Below are 16,818 nucleotides of genomic sequence, written 5' to 3' on the forward strand. Positions count from 1 at the left end.
TGGAACTTTGTAAAGAGATTTTTAAAAGCTATTAAAAAGCGGTGAACAGCTATTGATTTTGGCAAAAAGTTGGATTTCATTTAATAATCAAATTTCCCGGATTGATCAGTTATACATTCAATTTAAAATAGACGTTCTATGCTGCTAGAACCCATCGACTGGGCCATTATTGGCGCTTATATGATTTTTTCAATTATCATTGGCGTTTGGGTGATGCGCCAGGCGGGAAAAAATTCTGAGCAGTTTTTCGCTGCCGGTAAAAATATGCCGTGGTGGCTGTTGGGGATTTCGATGGTTGCTACAACGTTTTCTACCGATACTCCTAATCTGGTTTCCAATATTGTCCGTACGGATGGTGTTGCCGGCAACTGGGTTTGGTGGGCATTTTTGCTTACCGGCATGTTAACCGTTTTTGTGTATGCCAATTTGTGGAAGCGATCGGGTGTGTTAACCGATGTCGAATTTTATGAGCTTCGATACAGTGGTAAAACAGCTGCTTTTTTGCGTGCTTTCCGGGCTGTTTACCTGGGATTTATATTTAATGTTGTCATAATAGCTACAGTATCTCTGGCAGCTATCAAAATAAGCGGTGTTTTAATGGGATTGACGCCGGTTGAGACGGTGGTCATTGCAGGTATTGTAACTGTAATTTACAGCTCATTAGGTGGGCTAAAGGGGGTGCTCCTTACCGACTTTTTCCAGTTTTTTCTGGCCATCGGCGGAAGTTTGATTGCGGCCTATGTGGCTTTGGATCATCCGGATGTCGGAGGCTTAGACGGTTTGCTCAGTCATAAAGAAGTAGTAAGTCAACTTAATATTTTACCCGACTTCTCTGATCCGTCTCAAGCCATTGGCATCTTTATTATTCCTTTGCTGATTCAGTGGTGGAGTGTTTATTATCCGGGTGCAGAGCCAGGAGGTGGCGGATATATTGCACAGCGTATGTTTGCGGCAAAAGATGAGAACAACTCCATTGCGGCTGTATTCTTTTTTAATGCCGCACATTTTGCCCTGCGTCCATGGCCGTGGATTATTGTAGGATTATGCTCAATCATTGTCTTCCCTGATATTGCAGCTATGAAAGAAGCATTCCCGGATGCTTCTGCGGTAGCTGATGACGATATGGGGTATCCTGCCATGTTGACGTTTATTCCTACAGGATGGCTGGGATTAGTTGTGGCTTCGTTGACTGCAGCCTATATGTCAACTATTTCAACACATCTGAACTGGGGATCATCGTATTTGGTCAATGATTTTTATAAGCGCTTTATTCGACCGGAGAGTTCAGAGAAAGAACTAGTCGCAGTCGGGCGTATATCTACCATCTTATTAATGGTTGTGGGGGGGATACTGGCACTACTGTTACAAAATGCCCTCGAAAGCTTTCAAATAATATTGCAGATTGGAGCTGGCACGGGACTGATTTTCCTTCTCCGCTGGTTTTGGTGGCGTATTAACGCAGCCAGTGAAATTGCGGCACTGTTTATTGCTTTTGCCGTTGCCTTGTACTTCCAGTTTGCTCATTCCTACACCGGACTTCCGGAAGTTACAGGATGGCAAGAGTTAATTGTTGGTATCCTAGTAACAACCATCGGATGGCTTATCGTGATGTATATGACACGTCCGACTGACAAAGATACGCTGGTAAACTTTTGTGAGGTTGCACGACCGGGAGGGCCTGGTTGGCGTAAAGTAATTGATGAAGCCAAAGCAGAAGGTCGTAGTGTTGAGCCATTGGAAGATGAATCATGGCGTGTGCCACAAGGTATTTTGTGTATGGCGTTAGCTTGTGTAGCTGTCTATGGTGCTCTTTTTGCTACCGGCTACTGGATTTACGGGAACTGGACATTGGCAAGTGTTCTCACGCTGGTAACTTTTGTGGCCAGTGCATACCTGTACAAAGCCTGGCGAAAATTGATCGAGATCAGCCCGGAAGAAGAGGAGCTCTATGCTGAAGAGTAGCCTGCTATTAACAGGTATATTTTGTCTGACAAATATCCTCCCGTGCAATGCACAGCAGGATACACTGACAGTGATGTCCTATAACATCTATCACGCTGAGCATCCACAGGAAAACCGAAGCACGGTCCAGGAAATTGCAGACTTTATCACAGATATTGATCCTGATTTTATATCGCTGCAGGAAGTTGACAGCATGACCTCACGTCTCGGGAAAGTGCATAATGGTCAGACTTTTGATTTGGCAGATAGCCTTGCTAAAATTACCGAAATGAACAGCTATTTCGGAAAGGCACTGGATTTTGAGGGAGGAGGATATGGGGTAGCCATTCTTAGTCAAAAAGTTGGAAAGGTTCAGAAAGTGATGTTTCCGAACCCCAAAGAAGGAGAGCCCCGGGTGCTGTTGAATTTGGATTCTACGGATGATTCATCCATCATTTTTGGAGCCACTCACCTTGATCATCAGTATAAAGAAAATAGACTGGCACAGGTCGAAGAGGTGAACCAGCAGTTAAGGGAAGAGGATCAACCTGTTATATTAGCCGGTGATTTTAATTTTGATCCCGGTACGAAGGAATATAAAATAATGCAGGAACTGTGGATTGATACAGCGAATTTCCAAGAAGAAAGTTTGGAATTTACATATCCGACACACCATCCGGAGAATAGAATTGATTATATCTGGCTGTCAAATAATGTCGATTGGGAGGTGCTGGACTTTCAGACTATTGATGTGGAATATTCCGATCACCTGCCGATAGTGGCAAAGGTTGTTGTTTATCAAGGAAATTAGCTATTGTTAACCTCGTTGTGGGATTAGTCATGATTATTAAAAATCGGTTTCTTTTTAATTCCAATAAGAGGATTATGAAATATATATTCGCCATCCTTATAGTATTCTTTTGTTCAGAATCCTTGGTTGCACAAGAGGTAGAAAAAGCCGGCAATCCGGTAATTAAAGGATGGTATGCCGATCCCGAAGGGGCCGTTTTTGGCGATCAGTACTGGATTTTTCCCACCTACTCGGCACCTTACGACGAGCAGGTTTTTATGGATGCGTTTTCGTCTCCGGATCTGGTAAACTGGGAGAAACATGAACGAATTATTGATACTGCTGCGGTAGCCTGGGCCGACAGTGCGATGTGGGCTCCATCCATCACAAAAAAAGATGACAAATATTTTCTCTTTTTTGCCGCCAATGATATTCAAGAAGATGAGCAAATGGGTGGAATAGGCATCGGAGTTTCCGACAAGCCCGGCGGACCGTATGAGGATTACCTGGGAAAACCGTTACTGAGTAAATTTCATAATGGCGCGCAGCCAATAGATCAATTTGTATTCGAGGACAAGGACGGACAATACTACATGATTTACGGCGGGTGGGGACACTGTAACATTACAAAACTAAATGATGACTTCACCGGATTTGAGCCTTTTGAGGATGGGACAATCTTCAAAGAGATAACGCCCGAGGGATATGTTGAAGGATCGTTTATGTTTATCAGGAAAAATAAATATTACTTCATGTGGTCAGAAGGGGGTTGGGGCGGTCCAGATTATCGCGTGGCGTATGCCATAGCCGATTCACCACTCGGACCTTTTGAGCGGATTGGTGTTGTCTTGGAACAGGATTCATCTGTAGCGACCGGTGCCGGTCATCATTCCGTAATCAAAGTGCCGGAGGAAGAGGAATGGTATATTGTCTATCATCGTCGACCTCTTGGTGAAACAGATCCTAATCATCGGGTAACCAGTATTGATTAGATGACCTTTGATGAAAAGGGGCACATAGAACCTGTGGAAATTACGTTTGAGGGTGTTGAAAAGAATAGTTTGCAGAGAAAGTGATGTTGATATTCTGCAAAACCGTCTATGTCAAACTGAACGCTGGTACGGACGCGATTAATCGCGTCCCCTCTATGCCTTGTAAAACACTGTGTCATTGCGAATGGAGTGAATGAAACGAGCGAAATGCGGCAATCTCTTCTCGTGTGGAGATCGCCACACCCTGAAAACCGCGGGTTTGCGATGACATTTCACAGGATATTTTTTTGCAAAGCCCTCTTAAAAACAGTGACAGCTTCGGCAAATATTCTAAGGTTTCTGCTGGTTTTTCTCTTTCTCGCTCAGTACCCAGTCCACAAATAAAAATTCAAGCGCGGCAGCTTCGTACCTTCCCAGTTTATTATCATCTCTTGAACTCTTCTTCCGAAGTTTTGTCGGGATCGCCGCCCGTAATTGAGGATGATCCAACGCCGGTGCCCCTTTTCTTTACCGGACGCTCACGGAAGAACTTTAGCTGCTGGGCTGAAGAAGGGGCCCCACCCGTATTTTTGTCATCGTTTCGTAAAATTCATCGGGCGGATAAGATTCAAGATGCTCAAGATCACGTTTGCCGGAAAGCAGATCCTCGGCAAAAGGCGATAATATATTCGCCCTTTCTTTTAGTGGGACCCAATGTTCAAGGGTAAATTCTGAAAGGTAATATGTTTTCGAAGATTACTGATTTCACAAATACCACATAACTATGTGGTTCTATTGCCGGTAATAATTAATACTATAGACTTGATTTCTAAGTAAACGGGAGTACTATGAAGAAGTTAGTATGTTCATTCGCATTGGCAACAATACTATTAATCAGCGGTTGTAAGGATGATAAATTCGAGCTGCCTTCCGAGCTGCCGGAAGACCTTATCGGATATCAGCTGGTTATTTACAATACCGAGGTTATTTCAAATCCCGATAATCTGCAAATTTCATCCCGAACCGTCTATTACTTTGAAAGCGAAGATACTATCCGGGGTGAAGGTTCCGATGGTTCATCACTGCCCACAACGCATTGGGAGTGGAGCGGCGGTGATCCGGGTGATACGATAGATATAGGAGTCGTGGATCTCTATTATGAAGGAAATGGTCATGAACGATATGTATTAAATTGGGACGGAAATAAAGAAAGTATCGAAGAGCGGCAGACCTTTACCTATTACGGGGCTTTGACGAGTGGAGGTGTCGCAGAGACCAAGGGGTACTTTGAGATTGAGCAGAGATAATTAATAATGTAATTATCTACAGTCTATTAAATCATAACGGGATAAAATAACATGATGAGTTTTCGAATAAATAGAGCAGGAGTTGTAATAGGCATAGCATTTCTTCTCCTGTTATCAACAAAGAGCTTTGCGCAGGAAGAGACAGGAATAGAATTTTTTGATGTTGCGAGTGCAGGAAGTGGAACGTTGAATTCGGTGTTTTTTCTGGATTCAGATAATGGATGGATTGGAGCAAGTGGAAATATTTTAAAAACTACAGATGCAGGAGAGAGTTGGAAGGGGAGTTTTGATTACATTGCCGGAGTTCATGAATCAATATATTTCACTGATTCCCAAAATGGATGGGCAGTTGACAGAAGAGATGGCATCCTTAAAACAGTAGATGGCGGTGAAAATTGGGGATATCAGTTTAATAGTTCTAATTCCGGAGATTTAAACTCAATATATTTCGCTGATTCCCAAAAAGGTTGGGTGGCTGGTCATGACCGTATTCTTCACACTCCTGACGGGGGAGCAAATTGGGCAGATCAAATTAATGGAATTTCCAAAGAACTATACTCGGTATACTTTACCGATGGCGAAACAGGATGGTCTGTTGGTGAAGATGGTATTATCTATCGTACTACAAATGGAGGCGAAGACTGGGAAACTGCATCCAGCGGTACAACGGAAGATTTATTTTCAGTTTATTTTGCCAACGAAACAACTGGCTGGGCTGTGGGAAATAACGGGACTATTCTTCATACAACCGACGGAGGAGAAAATTGGACCTCACAGTCAAGTGGAGTAAGTGAACATCTGAACTCAGTTTATTTTACAAGTTCAACCACTGGTTGGATTGCGGGAAACGGTGGTACTATTCTTTACACAGATGATAGTGGAGGAGGCTGGGTCACTAAGACAACTAATGATACCTACAATCTAAATTCTGTTTATTTCACAGAGTCCAGTAAAGGGTGGTTTGTTGGTGATAATGGCAGAATTATCGAATATACGGCATTGGAAAGCCTTTCTTCGCCCGAAATATCAGTTCCTGCTAATAATTCTCAGGTAAGCCCTCCTTTTACCTTGGAATGGGAGCCCGAAGTTTATAGTGATCACATAGATTTTACTATCGAAATTTCTACAGATCCTGATTTCAGCGAAATAATTCAAAAAGAAGAAAATTATAACGCACATTCACTCCAACTTAATTATGATCAATTTGAGAACAATACAACCTATTATTGGAGAGTACGCCGGGTTGCAAAATCCGATAGCGATTTTACGAGTGAATGGACTGAATCAAGCTTTACGCTGGCTATAGATAAACCGGTATTAATAACTCCGGGAGATAAAGCTATAGTAACGCTCCCGTTTGATTTCACCTGGGAGAGCGAGAAAGATCCTGATAATTACACTTTTAATATTCAGGCTTCTGAATATGCAGATTTTAGCGAACTACTTTATGATGAAGAAGGGGCTATAGTAACATCGCTTTCTTCTGCATCACTTGGGACTCTTACTGAAAATCGGTCGTATTTTTGGCGGATTCAACGACAATACAACAGTGCTGATTTAAGCAGTGAGTGGGTTACCGCAGAGTTTATGGTCAAGCCGGAATATATAATTTTACAAGAAGATTCAACTTTTATAACTGAGCCCAATTATGTGAATATCATGCTGCATGCCGAGGATATTTCCGGGGAAGGCATAACTTTTTTAGAAAATGATGAATTTGTGCTCTCAGAGAATGGTTCACCGATATCTCCGACAGAAAGTCGATATCAGGTTGATCGGTTGGACCGGGTAAATTCCAAGCTTAATACGGTAATGGTACTTGACAACTCCCAAAGTATCGGAGAGGAAAATCTTGAGTTAATTAAGGATGCTGCAAGTGAATTTGTTAAAAACAAGTTACCTAACCAAAGTATCGCGATTTATGTATTTGCCCGACAAATTGAAAAAAAGATCGATTTTACTGCCGAAGAGCAAGAATTATTGGATATTATAAACGATATAGAACTTGCTGAATTAAGTGGAACGAACTTATACGGGGCTGCTATTGCCGGTTTGGAAGACGTCGGTGAAGATGTGTTTGGTCTTGACTACATAGAGCAAAACTTCATGATTTTATTTACTGACGGTCAGGATATCGCTAATGAATTTACGCTGTATGACGTAAATGCGGCCCGAGGTTTCAAAGAAGTGTATGCGATTGGTATTGAGGCTGATCCCGATGATTTTGATGCTGAAGCACTTCGGGAAATTGGGAATGCGGGTACTTTTATAGATCCTGATTTTAATAATGTGCTAAACCAATTTCTTGAGGTCCAGGAATCTCTTGAAAGAAAAAGCAACTCTTTTTATTGGTTGAATTACGCATCGGCAACTGTAAATGCTAATTCCGAATTGGTGGTTAAGGTTAAAAATAATGAAAACACTTCCCTGAGTTCTCAAATAACTTATCCATTTGATGCCAGTGGTTTTTACGATACTCCGGATGAAATCACAGTCAATCCGTCATATGAAAATCCTTTTGGCGTTGACTCACTGACAATAACAACAGGAGATACGGCAGCAACAAAAATATTTTCAATATTCTCTTTTGAAACCCAGCCTTTTGAGTTTAGCATATCCGGTACTACCAGCTTATCTATAGAACCGGCTGACTCTGAGCCATTTGTTTGGAATTTCACCGGCAGCGGAAAACATGGAGAGGAAGTTAAAGTAGTGATTAAAGATACTGTTTACACCGAAGAGCAAATAGAAAAGACCTTGATTGTTAATTTTGCTGTAGACCCCCCCGAAGAAATAGTTACGGATGCTAATATTACATTTGGTGATACCGGTTCCCCTGAGGATTACCGGTTGGTAGCTTTGCCCGGCTCATCTAACACATCGCTGGGAAGTATATTAGAAGGGAACCATGAAATACACTGGCAAGCCTATTGGGATGACGGCACTGATGAGGATTACCTGGTGAAATATGACGGCAGCGAACAGTTTGCCTTTCAGCCGGGTAATGGGTTTTGGGTGACACATCAAGATTTGTTTAGCTATAACGATATTCTGCCGATGGTAGAGCTGGATGATCAAAATCAAGCCAGAATACCGTTACACGAGGGATGGAATATTATTTCCAATCCGTTGGATATTGACGTTTCCTGGGATGAAGTATCTTCAGCAAACGGAGACAGTTTACAACCAATATGGAGATTTGACGGATCATTTGAAGAGGCTGCAAAATTTGCATCCGCCCGGTTTGGAGAGGCTTTTTACTTTCTTAACGATCAAGAATTGGAAGAGCTGACAATACCGTATGTTCCTGCATCAGTCAAAGAAAAAGAGGGGGATAAGCAACGGGAACTTCGGTTGATAACCGTTGAAAAAGATTATGAAACCTCATCCAGTAGTATTGCATTTTATCGGGATAAGCAAAAGCACCGACCTGATATTGTAGCACCGCCGAGTGGTTTTGAGAGGGCTTCACTCAGGTTTACGAACCCCGAAGAGCCAAAAAACAAACGCACAAATACTTTTGCCCGAATATATCGTGAACATCAGACAGAGGGGCAGCAGTTTCCGGTGAGATTAACGGCAAAGCCGGAGCAGCCTGTGACGATCAGGGCCGAAGGAATTGAAAACTATAGTATGGAACGACTGGTAATACTGGACCCCAAGACAGGAAAAACATACGATCTGCTGTCTCCACAGAGTGTGCAGTACGTCCCACAGGAAAGATCAACCGATCTACTTCTGGTGATGGGAGACAGCCGGTACTTGAATGAGCAACAAAATAATATGTTACCGGAACAAGTGAGCATAAAGCCAAACTATCCCAATCCGTTTAACCCAACCACCACCTTGCAGTTTGCCCTGCCCGAGCAGTCCGAGGTCAGGGTGCAAGTATATGATATGATCGGGAGGAAGGTCAGTACACTGGTTAATGAAGTTCGTGAGGCCGGTATTCACACTGTTACTTTTGATGCCTCCCGGCAGGCCAGCGGCATGTACTTTGCGGTCTTTGAAATCGGCAGCCACCGGCATATCCAAAAGATGATGCTGATAAAGTAAAAATCTATTATCGGTTATTAGTTATTAGGGAGAACCACCTAATAACTGATAGCAAATAACCAAATAACTAATTACTATGAAAACTCAACGACTGTTTCCAATGCTTTGTATAACATTCTTGCTGATATTGGCGGGATGTGGTGGAAATCCGTCGGATTCCGGCGATGATGAAGAGGATCCCCCCGATAATAATGATAATATCGAAGATACCACACCTCCTTCTGCACCGGGCGGAGTGGATGGGATGTCAGGTGATGGGGAGATTGAGTTGGTCTGGAATGCCAACACCGAAGATGATTTGGACGGATATAATGTATATCGTGGCACAGAGAGTTTTTCCAGCGTGTCGGATATGGATCCGGTCAATGGCGGAAATTTGTTATCTGGCACGGATTATACTGATACGGGTCTGGAAAATGGTACTACCTATTATTACCGGCTGACAGCGGTAGATGGTTCCAAAAATGAAAGTGAGGTTTCTCCCGAAGTGGAGGTGACGCCTTTTTCTGATCCGCCCGACAGACCATAGTATTTGTAGAATTGGATCAGCCGAAAATGCCGCAAAGACATTTACCGGAAGATAAGGGGAAAATTCCCTGGTGAACTATAACAATCTTTATAACAGCTCTTGAAAGATTCTAAGATTTTTGTTTTTTCTCCTTTTCGCGCAGTACCCAATCTACAAACAAAAATTCAAGGGCAGCGGCTTCGTAGCCTTCCCAGTTTTTTATCATCTCTTGAAACTCTTCTTCCGAAGTATTGTCGGGATCGCCGCCGTAGTTAAGAATTATCCACCGCCGGTGTCCCTTTTCTTTACCTTTCTTTTTATGGCTTGGGAAAACAGCATCCGGACGTTCACGAAAAAACATTAGCTGCTGGGCTGATGTTGGTCCTACACCCCGGATTTTAGTCATCGTTTCGTAGAATTCATCCGGCGGACAAGATTCAAGATGCTCAAGGTCACGTTCGCCGGAAAGCAGATCCTCGGCAAAGCCGATAATATATTCGCCCTTCCGTTTGGTGGGACCCAGCTTTCGAATGCTCATCGGATCGGCCTTTACCAGTTGGTGCGGCCGAGGCCACGCTGGAATATTTTGCCCGTTTGTTGTGATTAATGAGCCGTAATTCTCACGCACTTTATACACCATCTTTTTGGCTGTAGGTTTGTGCGACAGACGCATCTGAATAATTCGATTGATGGTATCCTCAAAAAGATTAGCCCGGGCCATACGTTTAAAACCGTGATATTGAGTAAGTAGCGGACCTATCACCGAATCGTCTGACGCTTGATCATAAAATGGACGTAAATCGATGTTTGTCCCAAAAATTCGCGCCAGGCTTTTATTAGCCTCTTCAATTTCATTTTGGCTTAGTGACTCCGGGCTTTCAAAATGGAACTCCGGATTTTCGGGATCCCCATTAAAAAAGGTAGTGACCAAAATATCACGGTCGCCAACTGGTATGGGACGCGTAAATCCCTCTTCAAAAACAGTTTCAGGATTGTGTTCATGATCAAAATACTGATCGATATCGAGGCATAGAAACCAGTCGTGTGGTGGAATGGATTTGAGAGTCCAATTGCTCATACAGAAATATTATAATACATTCACGGGACATATGATTACGTAGTGAAATAACAAGAAATTTGTTCTTGATCAATTTATCATCATAAAAATTGAATCAGAACGTTGGGACATTGGTATTTATCTTCTTCTTTAACCCATTGTATTAATTAAAATGACTGATCAAAGCATTCATGATACGTTTTCTTAGTCTGTTCCTTATTAGCTTTTTATTAATAGGTTGTGGTAGTAGTTCTGTTTATCAGATGACCGATGAAGACCAAAGAGGATTAACATATCAGCTGTATCAGGAAGGAACTTCAGAAGAGTATGAAAGTACTGTTCAGGTGTTAAGAAATCACGAGGCCGCTATACTTGTCGATGAAGAGTGGCAGATTGTCTCATCAAGCATGGAAGAGGGACGCATTGAGACAAATTGGAGAGAAGTAAACAGTACAGGTGTGGGTCAGGGTATGGATGGCGGCAGCAACGAACGATATCGTATTATTGCAGAAGTTTCAGAAAGTAATTCGGGATCGCAAGTTTTTTTTCAGCTCGAAAAACAGATCCAATTTACAGGTGACAGTGAAAACATGGGGCAGTGGCAGATGTATGAAGTATCTTCCCGTGAGGCAGATAATCTGCTAGGTTCATTGTTTGACGGATTGGAACGTGGCGGTTTGACACCACAGGATTGATTTTTTCCGGATTAAGCAGAGGTCGTTAAGGTATCTTGGTATTCCTATTCCTTGTTGCTCTAATTGTGATATTTTATTCGATTTCATAAGTAATCCTTCTTCCGAGGTAGCGATAACTCCTTTCTCTGATCCGCCCGGCCGACCGAAATGATAAATAGATACCTGAAGATTCAAATGCTAAGGTGAATCAACTTTGAAAATAAAACGACGGATTCTCTTCCTGCTTCAGCCGGTCTCGATCTATTTTCTGTTGATACATGCGCTCCACATCTTTAAGCGTGTCGGTGTCCTCGGGACCTAAATCCCATCGAATAGCTTTGAAACGCGGAAGCCTAAGCGTGTAATTTGCTTTGGTACGCTTGTTGACCTGGATATCATCGAATTCCAGTTCTATCACAATTTCGGGGATAAGGCCGAGGGTGGGGCCATATCTCTCCACAGTCAGATCTTTAATTCGTTTATTAAGCTGTTCCATCTCCTCGTCCGTATATCCACCGTATGCTTTACCAATGGGGATAAACTCTTCTTCGTAGCGCTCATCTTCTTTTACACTGATACCGAGTGTAAAATCGGAATAATAACCGCCGCGCTTTCCGCTTCCGGCATGAGCATACATGATCACTGTGTCCAGCGTGCCCCCCGGCTTTTTTACTTTGAGCCATGATTTCCGGCGCTGACCATACTCATACGTACTGTCTTTTTTCTTGAGCAGCAACCCTTCATTACCGTGCGCCAGCGCTCTGTCAAATAACTCGTCTATATGATCGCGATCCTTGACTTCAAACTGATTGGTAATAGGTAATGAGTGACTCTCGGAGAGATCTTCCAGAAGTTGCCGCCTTTTCGATAGCGGAAGATCAAATGTAGGATGAACTTTGTGAAAGAGTACATCGTATGAGATAAACAGCGCCGGATACTTTTCCAGAACTTTTTTGCCCGGCTTCTTTCGTCCCATCCGCTTTTGCAAGAGCTGAAACGGCAGAATTTCCTTATCTTTATAGACACAAATTTCTCCGTCTAAAACAAGGTTGGGCAGATCTCGTTTAAGGAAGAACTGCGTGATCTCCGGAAAAGAGTGGGTGATTTCATTGAGGTCCCGTGAATATAACTCCACTTGTTGTCCGCTGATATGTGCCTGTGCACGCATGCCATCAAACTTTTCTTCAGCTATATAGCCATTCATATTGTCTACGGCCCGGCTTTCTATGGGTGATGCCAGCATGAATGAGAGCGGATGAAAAAGTTTAAAAGTGGCTTCTTCAAGCTCATCGTTCTTACAAAGTACCGCCGTTTTTCCGGTGCTGCCGGTGATCATATGGGCATAGCGTACTTCTTCAATATCCTTATTGAAAGCCTGCGCAAGTGCCGAAACTACGCTTTTTGTTTCAAATCCGATACGAAGTGATCCCTGGCTCATGATGCGGATAAAATACTTGATCTCCAGGGGCGTCATTTTGGTCCATGCCTGGCGAAGAATCTGTTGTTTATCGGCGCGTGACGATGCCCGGTAAAGTTCATGGTAAATATTCTCAATCTCGGCAAGAAAAAGCTGTTCGGGATTCCGTTTTTTTCGGGCCGCTTCAATGTTGTGCATCAGCTTTTCGATGGCTTCTGATCCGCTGCCCAGAGCAGTTTTACAGGGTTTAAACACTTTTTCGTAATCGATTTCGCAGAATTGAGCGGCACAGGTAGAATAGGTGCGACTTCCGACGGAGGCTCGTTTGCCTGAGACAGAAGAAAAAGCTCCTTCAGCCAAAAATTGAGCGGCAAGCTTTAAATCTTCATCCGCATCAACAGATCGGAAATATTCGGCACATAATTTAATTTTTGTATTCGTGCTACGCGTTTCATTAATCTGCTGCGCAGTTTCTGCTAAATATTGAAACGAATTTTCCTTCATAGTTCACTATGGTCAATAGGATGCGTATAACAATGATTCGGCGAATTTACACAGTTTTTTTCCATATTAACCAGCGAAACCTGCTAAATCTGTGTTCCTTAGTCATCTTCTTCGATCTCCATATCTAAAAATCGCGACTTTATATTTCGTTCATCCAGATAATGACGCACCACATCTGCATTGGGCGTATGCGTAATATGTACCATCTGGGGATTTAGTTTTTCGCAAAGACGGATCAGTTCAAAAAAATCGAGGTGGTCTGAAAGGGGGATCAGCTTATGCACCGTCAGTTGTGTACGTGCTGCTTCCCGTGCCGCCCATCCCGAGCAGTAGGCAATACGTGTTTTACGAACATTTGAAGCCAGACCATTACTGACGGCAGATGTAGGTGCAATGATAATATTCCCCTCACACGTTTCCCGGTCGTATGCAGAGTAATTTCCGAGATCGATACCGGCCTCTTCGTAGACGTCGCACATTTTATATCCCGCGCCATGAATTTGGACGGGATGTTCCAGCGGCGCCAACAGATGCATTACTTCTTGTGCTTTCCCTAAGTTATATGCCAGAAAAATGGGCGTATATCCTTCGTCGAGAGATGATGAAGCAAATGAACGGATTTCCTGAGCCAGTTTGTGGTGGGAATCCCATTTATAGATCGGAAGACCAAAAGTTGCTTCAGTAATAAAATGATCGACCTGTTCGGGAATAGAAAAACCTTCAGAAGCCGGTGACGGCGGCGTGCGATAATCACCGGTATAGAGTACCGATCCCTCATCTGATTCAACCATAAACATAGCCGATCCCAAAATGTGTCCCGCCTGGTAAAGGGTTATATCAGCATTTTTTGTCTGAAGAGTTTCTCCAAAATCCAATGTGATGGCATCACCTTCGTAGCCACGTCGCCGCATCAGCTTATAGGTATTCTCGGTACAATAGACGCTACCCCCGCTGCTTCGCGGCATATGATCAGAATGGGCGTGCGATATAAAGGTATGCTGCGCATGAGTACCGCTATAGTCAAAGCCAATATTCAGTTCCGGAAGCAGAATACCGTGATATCCCGCCTTGGTTATATTCATCAGAATTGAGTTCGTTGTATTATAAAATAAGCAAGTAGAAAAATAGCCAGACCTACTGACACCATTATGGCACCGCTTCTGCGGATAATATCCGGCAAATTTCCTGCATTTACTTTTATCAGCGTGCGACTTTCTTCCCAGCGGACCAGCCGTATGCCTGCAATATAAATCAGCAATAAGCACCAAAGTGTAAATATAAGTTCGATCCAGGAGAATGGTATAAATGCCAGTACCAGTCCCGGTAAAGAAAACAGCAGAAAATATTTCAAAATTCGAACGAGTAAGATAGGAGGCTTCTCATCTTTTGCGGCTTCCGTGAAGAACGAAGCAACATTCTGTTTTTTTAGGATAAGTGCCAGTCCTCCTGCTATAGCTAAAAAGCCGATAACCAGGGAGTAAAGCAGAAACCAGTTTGTGGAAAATTGCTCAAAGTTCATGGCAGTTTATTCGTCCGGAAGCTTTTCCTCAGGAACAGGAATTTCCTCTTTGGGATTTATAATCGAGGCTACAACGGAAACTGTGAGAGTAATAGCGATAAACGCCAGTGCATAGGGAGTAGGAATGTGATAAAATTCCGAAATCAGCATTTTAACCCCCACGAAAACCAGAATAAGTGACAATCCATAATGCAGATAATGAAAAATGCGCATGATTCCCGCCACAGCAAAAAAGAGCGCTCGCAGCCCCAGGATCGCAAAAGCGTTTGAGCTGTAAATGATGAATTCATCTCTTGTGATAGCCAGAATAGCGGGGATCGAGTCGAGGGCAAAAACAAGATCGGTTGTTTCGATAACAACCAGGACAACGAAAAGCGGAGTGGCAATAAGTTTACCCATCCGCCGGATAAAAAACTTAGAGCTGTGATAGCTCTTGGTAATTGGCATAATCCTGCGAACCAGCTTTAGCATCGGATTTCTTTCGGGATGTACCTCTTTATCTTTTTCCATCGCCAGTTTTATCCCGGTAAAAACAAGGAAGCCGCCAAACACATAAATGATCCAGTGAAAGCGATCGAGCAGGGCAACGCCTGTGAAGATAAAGACAAGCCGCATGACAAGAGCACCGAAAATCCCCCAGAAAAGTACCTTGTGTTGATATTGATCCGGCACCTGGAAGTAGGAAAAGACTAACAGGAAGACGAAAATATTATCAACGCTCAATGATTTCTCGATCAAATAGCCGGTATAATAATCGAGAGCAATCTCTGATCCCATATAATAATAGACGCCAATCCCGAAAATAAGAGCAAGTGCAATCCAGACTCCTGTCCAGATAAGTGCTTCTTTGATGCTCACTTTTTCGTCTTCTCTGTGCAAAACAACCAGATCGACGATGAGCATGGTTATAATAAAGATGTTGAAAATAACCCAGAGGGTGACCGAATGTTCCAAGATACTACTGCTTTTCGGATTGAAAAAGAAACCTCAAAAGTATGGAAGGTTTCATAGAATTACTAAGAATTCTGTCCCTTAGTTTATTCTACAAGAAGACCTGCATCCTCCTTTTTTAACTCCTCAGGTATAACGGCAAATATTTCTTTTTTGAAGGCTTCTATGATGTTTTTCTTGAGGTATTCTCGTCCGTATACTACGCGGACTTTACGTCTGGGTACAGGATTATCAAAGTGGCGAAGATGCGCTTTTGCACAGCGCTCATTGATCTGGTTTTTAGCAAGATAGGGTAACAGTGTCATGCCGAAATTTTGTTCGACCAGTTGTTTCAGCGTTTCCAGGTTGCCGCTTTCAAATTCAATTTTGGGATCGTCGAGTTTATTCTTTCTGAATTTCTTGCACAGCTTTACGGTTTGATCGCGAAAGCAGTGTCCCTCGTTGAGCAGCCACAAATTTGAAATTTCCAGGTCATCGACGGTAAGTCGATCTTTTTTGGCCAAGGGATGATCTTCAGAAACGTATCCCAGGAATGGTTCGTAATAAAGGTCTTCTTCAAAAATATTACCCCGATCGGCGGGAGTTGCAATGACACCTATATCCAGATAATCCTGGTCAAGAAGATCAAGCAATTCATCAGTTACAACCTCTTCAAATATCAGCCGAACTTCCGGATATTTATTTCTGAAATTACGCAAGAACAGGGGAAGTAAATATGGAGCTATAGTAGGTATTATACCGATCCGGAAAGTACCCCGTAGTTCTTCATCTTTGAGAGAGGCCAGATCTTCGATATGCTTGGACTGCTTTAATATCTCTTTGGCTTCTTCAATAATTTTTTCTCCGATTTCGGTGGGAATAACCGGCGATTTTGAACGGTCAAAAATTGTTACACCAAGCTCGTCTTCCAGCTTATGGATTTGCATGCTCAAGGTGGGCTGTGTGACGTAAGATTTTTCTGCTGCAGTGGCAAAATGGCGGTAACGGTCGACGGCTACGATATATGAGAGTTGTGTGAGTGTCATGAGTTAATTCTGGGCTAATTACTGTAGGATTTAATCATTAGAATTATACAAACTTTATGGCTTTAATTCGTTTTTAGTTCGAGAATTCCTCTTAGATT

General features: G+C 42.9%; 12 protein-coding genes and 1 pseudogene. 7 read left to right on the forward strand and 6 right to left on the reverse strand.

Annotated features, from left to right (window positions below):
- Positions 1-138: 138 nt before the first annotated feature.
- The 6 genes and pseudogenes from ACT3ID_RS11950 to ACT3ID_RS11975 all read left to right on the forward strand — a co-directional run bounded on the left by ACT3ID_RS11950 (position 139) and on the right by ACT3ID_RS11975 (position 9,594).
- Entirely contained in the window at positions 139-1,962 is a 1,824-nt protein-coding gene (locus ACT3ID_RS11950) for a sodium:solute symporter family protein (RefSeq protein WP_491542274.1), read from the forward strand.
- Positions 1,949-2,752, forward strand: coding sequence for an endonuclease/exonuclease/phosphatase family protein (locus ACT3ID_RS11955; RefSeq protein WP_491542275.1), 804 nt, complete (start codon positions 1,949-1,951; stop codon positions 2,750-2,752). Before ACT3ID_RS11950 ends, ACT3ID_RS11955 begins: the two co-directional genes overlap by 14 nt.
- Before the next feature lie 74 nt (positions 2,753-2,826).
- Positions 2,827-3,807 (forward strand): annotated as a pseudogene (locus tag ACT3ID_RS11960) (glycoside hydrolase family 43 protein).
- A gap of 743 nt (positions 3,808-4,550) precedes the next feature.
- On the forward strand, positions 4,551-5,009 hold the full coding sequence (locus ACT3ID_RS11965; protein ID WP_491542276.1) for a hypothetical protein: 459 nt from the start codon (positions 4,551-4,553) through the stop codon (positions 5,007-5,009).
- 51 nt (positions 5,010-5,060) lie between these two features.
- On the forward strand, positions 5,061-9,065 hold the full coding sequence (locus ACT3ID_RS11970) for a YCF48-related protein (protein WP_491542277.1): 4,005 nt from the start codon (positions 5,061-5,063) through the stop codon (positions 9,063-9,065).
- Positions 9,066-9,141: 76 nt separating this feature from the next.
- Positions 9,142-9,594 carry a fibronectin type III domain-containing protein gene (locus ACT3ID_RS11975; RefSeq protein ID WP_491542278.1) on the forward strand — a complete coding sequence of 151 codons (453 nt, stop codon included), beginning with the start codon at positions 9,142-9,144 and terminating at the stop codon, positions 9,592-9,594.
- A 109-nt stretch (positions 9,595-9,703) separates the two neighbouring features.
- Here ACT3ID_RS11975 and ACT3ID_RS11980 read toward each other — a convergent pair whose 3' ends face one another.
- A complete protein-coding gene (locus ACT3ID_RS11980; protein ID WP_491542279.1) occupies positions 9,704-10,651 on the reverse strand; it encodes a DNA-3-methyladenine glycosylase family protein in 948 nt (315 codons plus the stop codon).
- Positions 10,652-10,821: 170 nt separating this feature from the next.
- Here ACT3ID_RS11980 and ACT3ID_RS11985 point away from each other — a divergent pair, with 170 nt between their 5' ends.
- Positions 10,822-11,325 carry a hypothetical protein gene (locus ACT3ID_RS11985; protein WP_491542280.1) on the forward strand — a complete coding sequence of 168 codons (504 nt, stop codon included), beginning with the start codon at positions 10,822-10,824 and terminating at the stop codon, positions 11,323-11,325.
- 187 nt (positions 11,326-11,512) lie between these two features.
- Here ACT3ID_RS11985 and ACT3ID_RS11990 read toward each other — a convergent pair whose 3' ends face one another.
- The 5 genes from ACT3ID_RS11990 to ACT3ID_RS12010 form a co-directional block, all read right to left on the reverse strand.
- Complete coding sequence (locus ACT3ID_RS11990; RefSeq protein ID WP_491542281.1) at positions 11,513-13,225, reverse strand: ATP-dependent DNA ligase; 1,713 nt, start codon at positions 13,223-13,225, stop codon at positions 11,513-11,515.
- A gap of 98 nt (positions 13,226-13,323) precedes the next feature.
- A complete protein-coding gene (locus ACT3ID_RS11995) occupies positions 13,324-14,307 on the reverse strand; it encodes an MBL fold metallo-hydrolase (RefSeq protein WP_491542282.1) in 984 nt (327 codons plus the stop codon).
- Positions 14,307-14,744, reverse strand: a complete 438-nt coding sequence (locus ACT3ID_RS12000; RefSeq protein ID WP_491542283.1) for a hypothetical protein — start codon at positions 14,742-14,744, stop codon at positions 14,307-14,309. The genes ACT3ID_RS11995 and ACT3ID_RS12000 overlap by 1 nt, the downstream gene beginning before the upstream one ends.
- Positions 14,745-14,750: 6 nt before the next feature.
- A complete protein-coding gene (locus ACT3ID_RS12005) occupies positions 14,751-15,698 on the reverse strand; it encodes a TerC family protein (protein WP_491542284.1) in 948 nt (315 codons plus the stop codon).
- A gap of 83 nt (positions 15,699-15,781) precedes the next feature.
- Positions 15,782-16,720, reverse strand: coding sequence for a hydrogen peroxide-inducible genes activator (locus tag ACT3ID_RS12010; RefSeq protein WP_491542285.1), 939 nt, complete (start codon positions 16,718-16,720; stop codon positions 15,782-15,784).
- Positions 16,721-16,818: the final 98 nt, after the last annotated feature.

The sequence above is a fragment of the Fodinibius sp. GM108 genome (assembly GCF_058386985.1).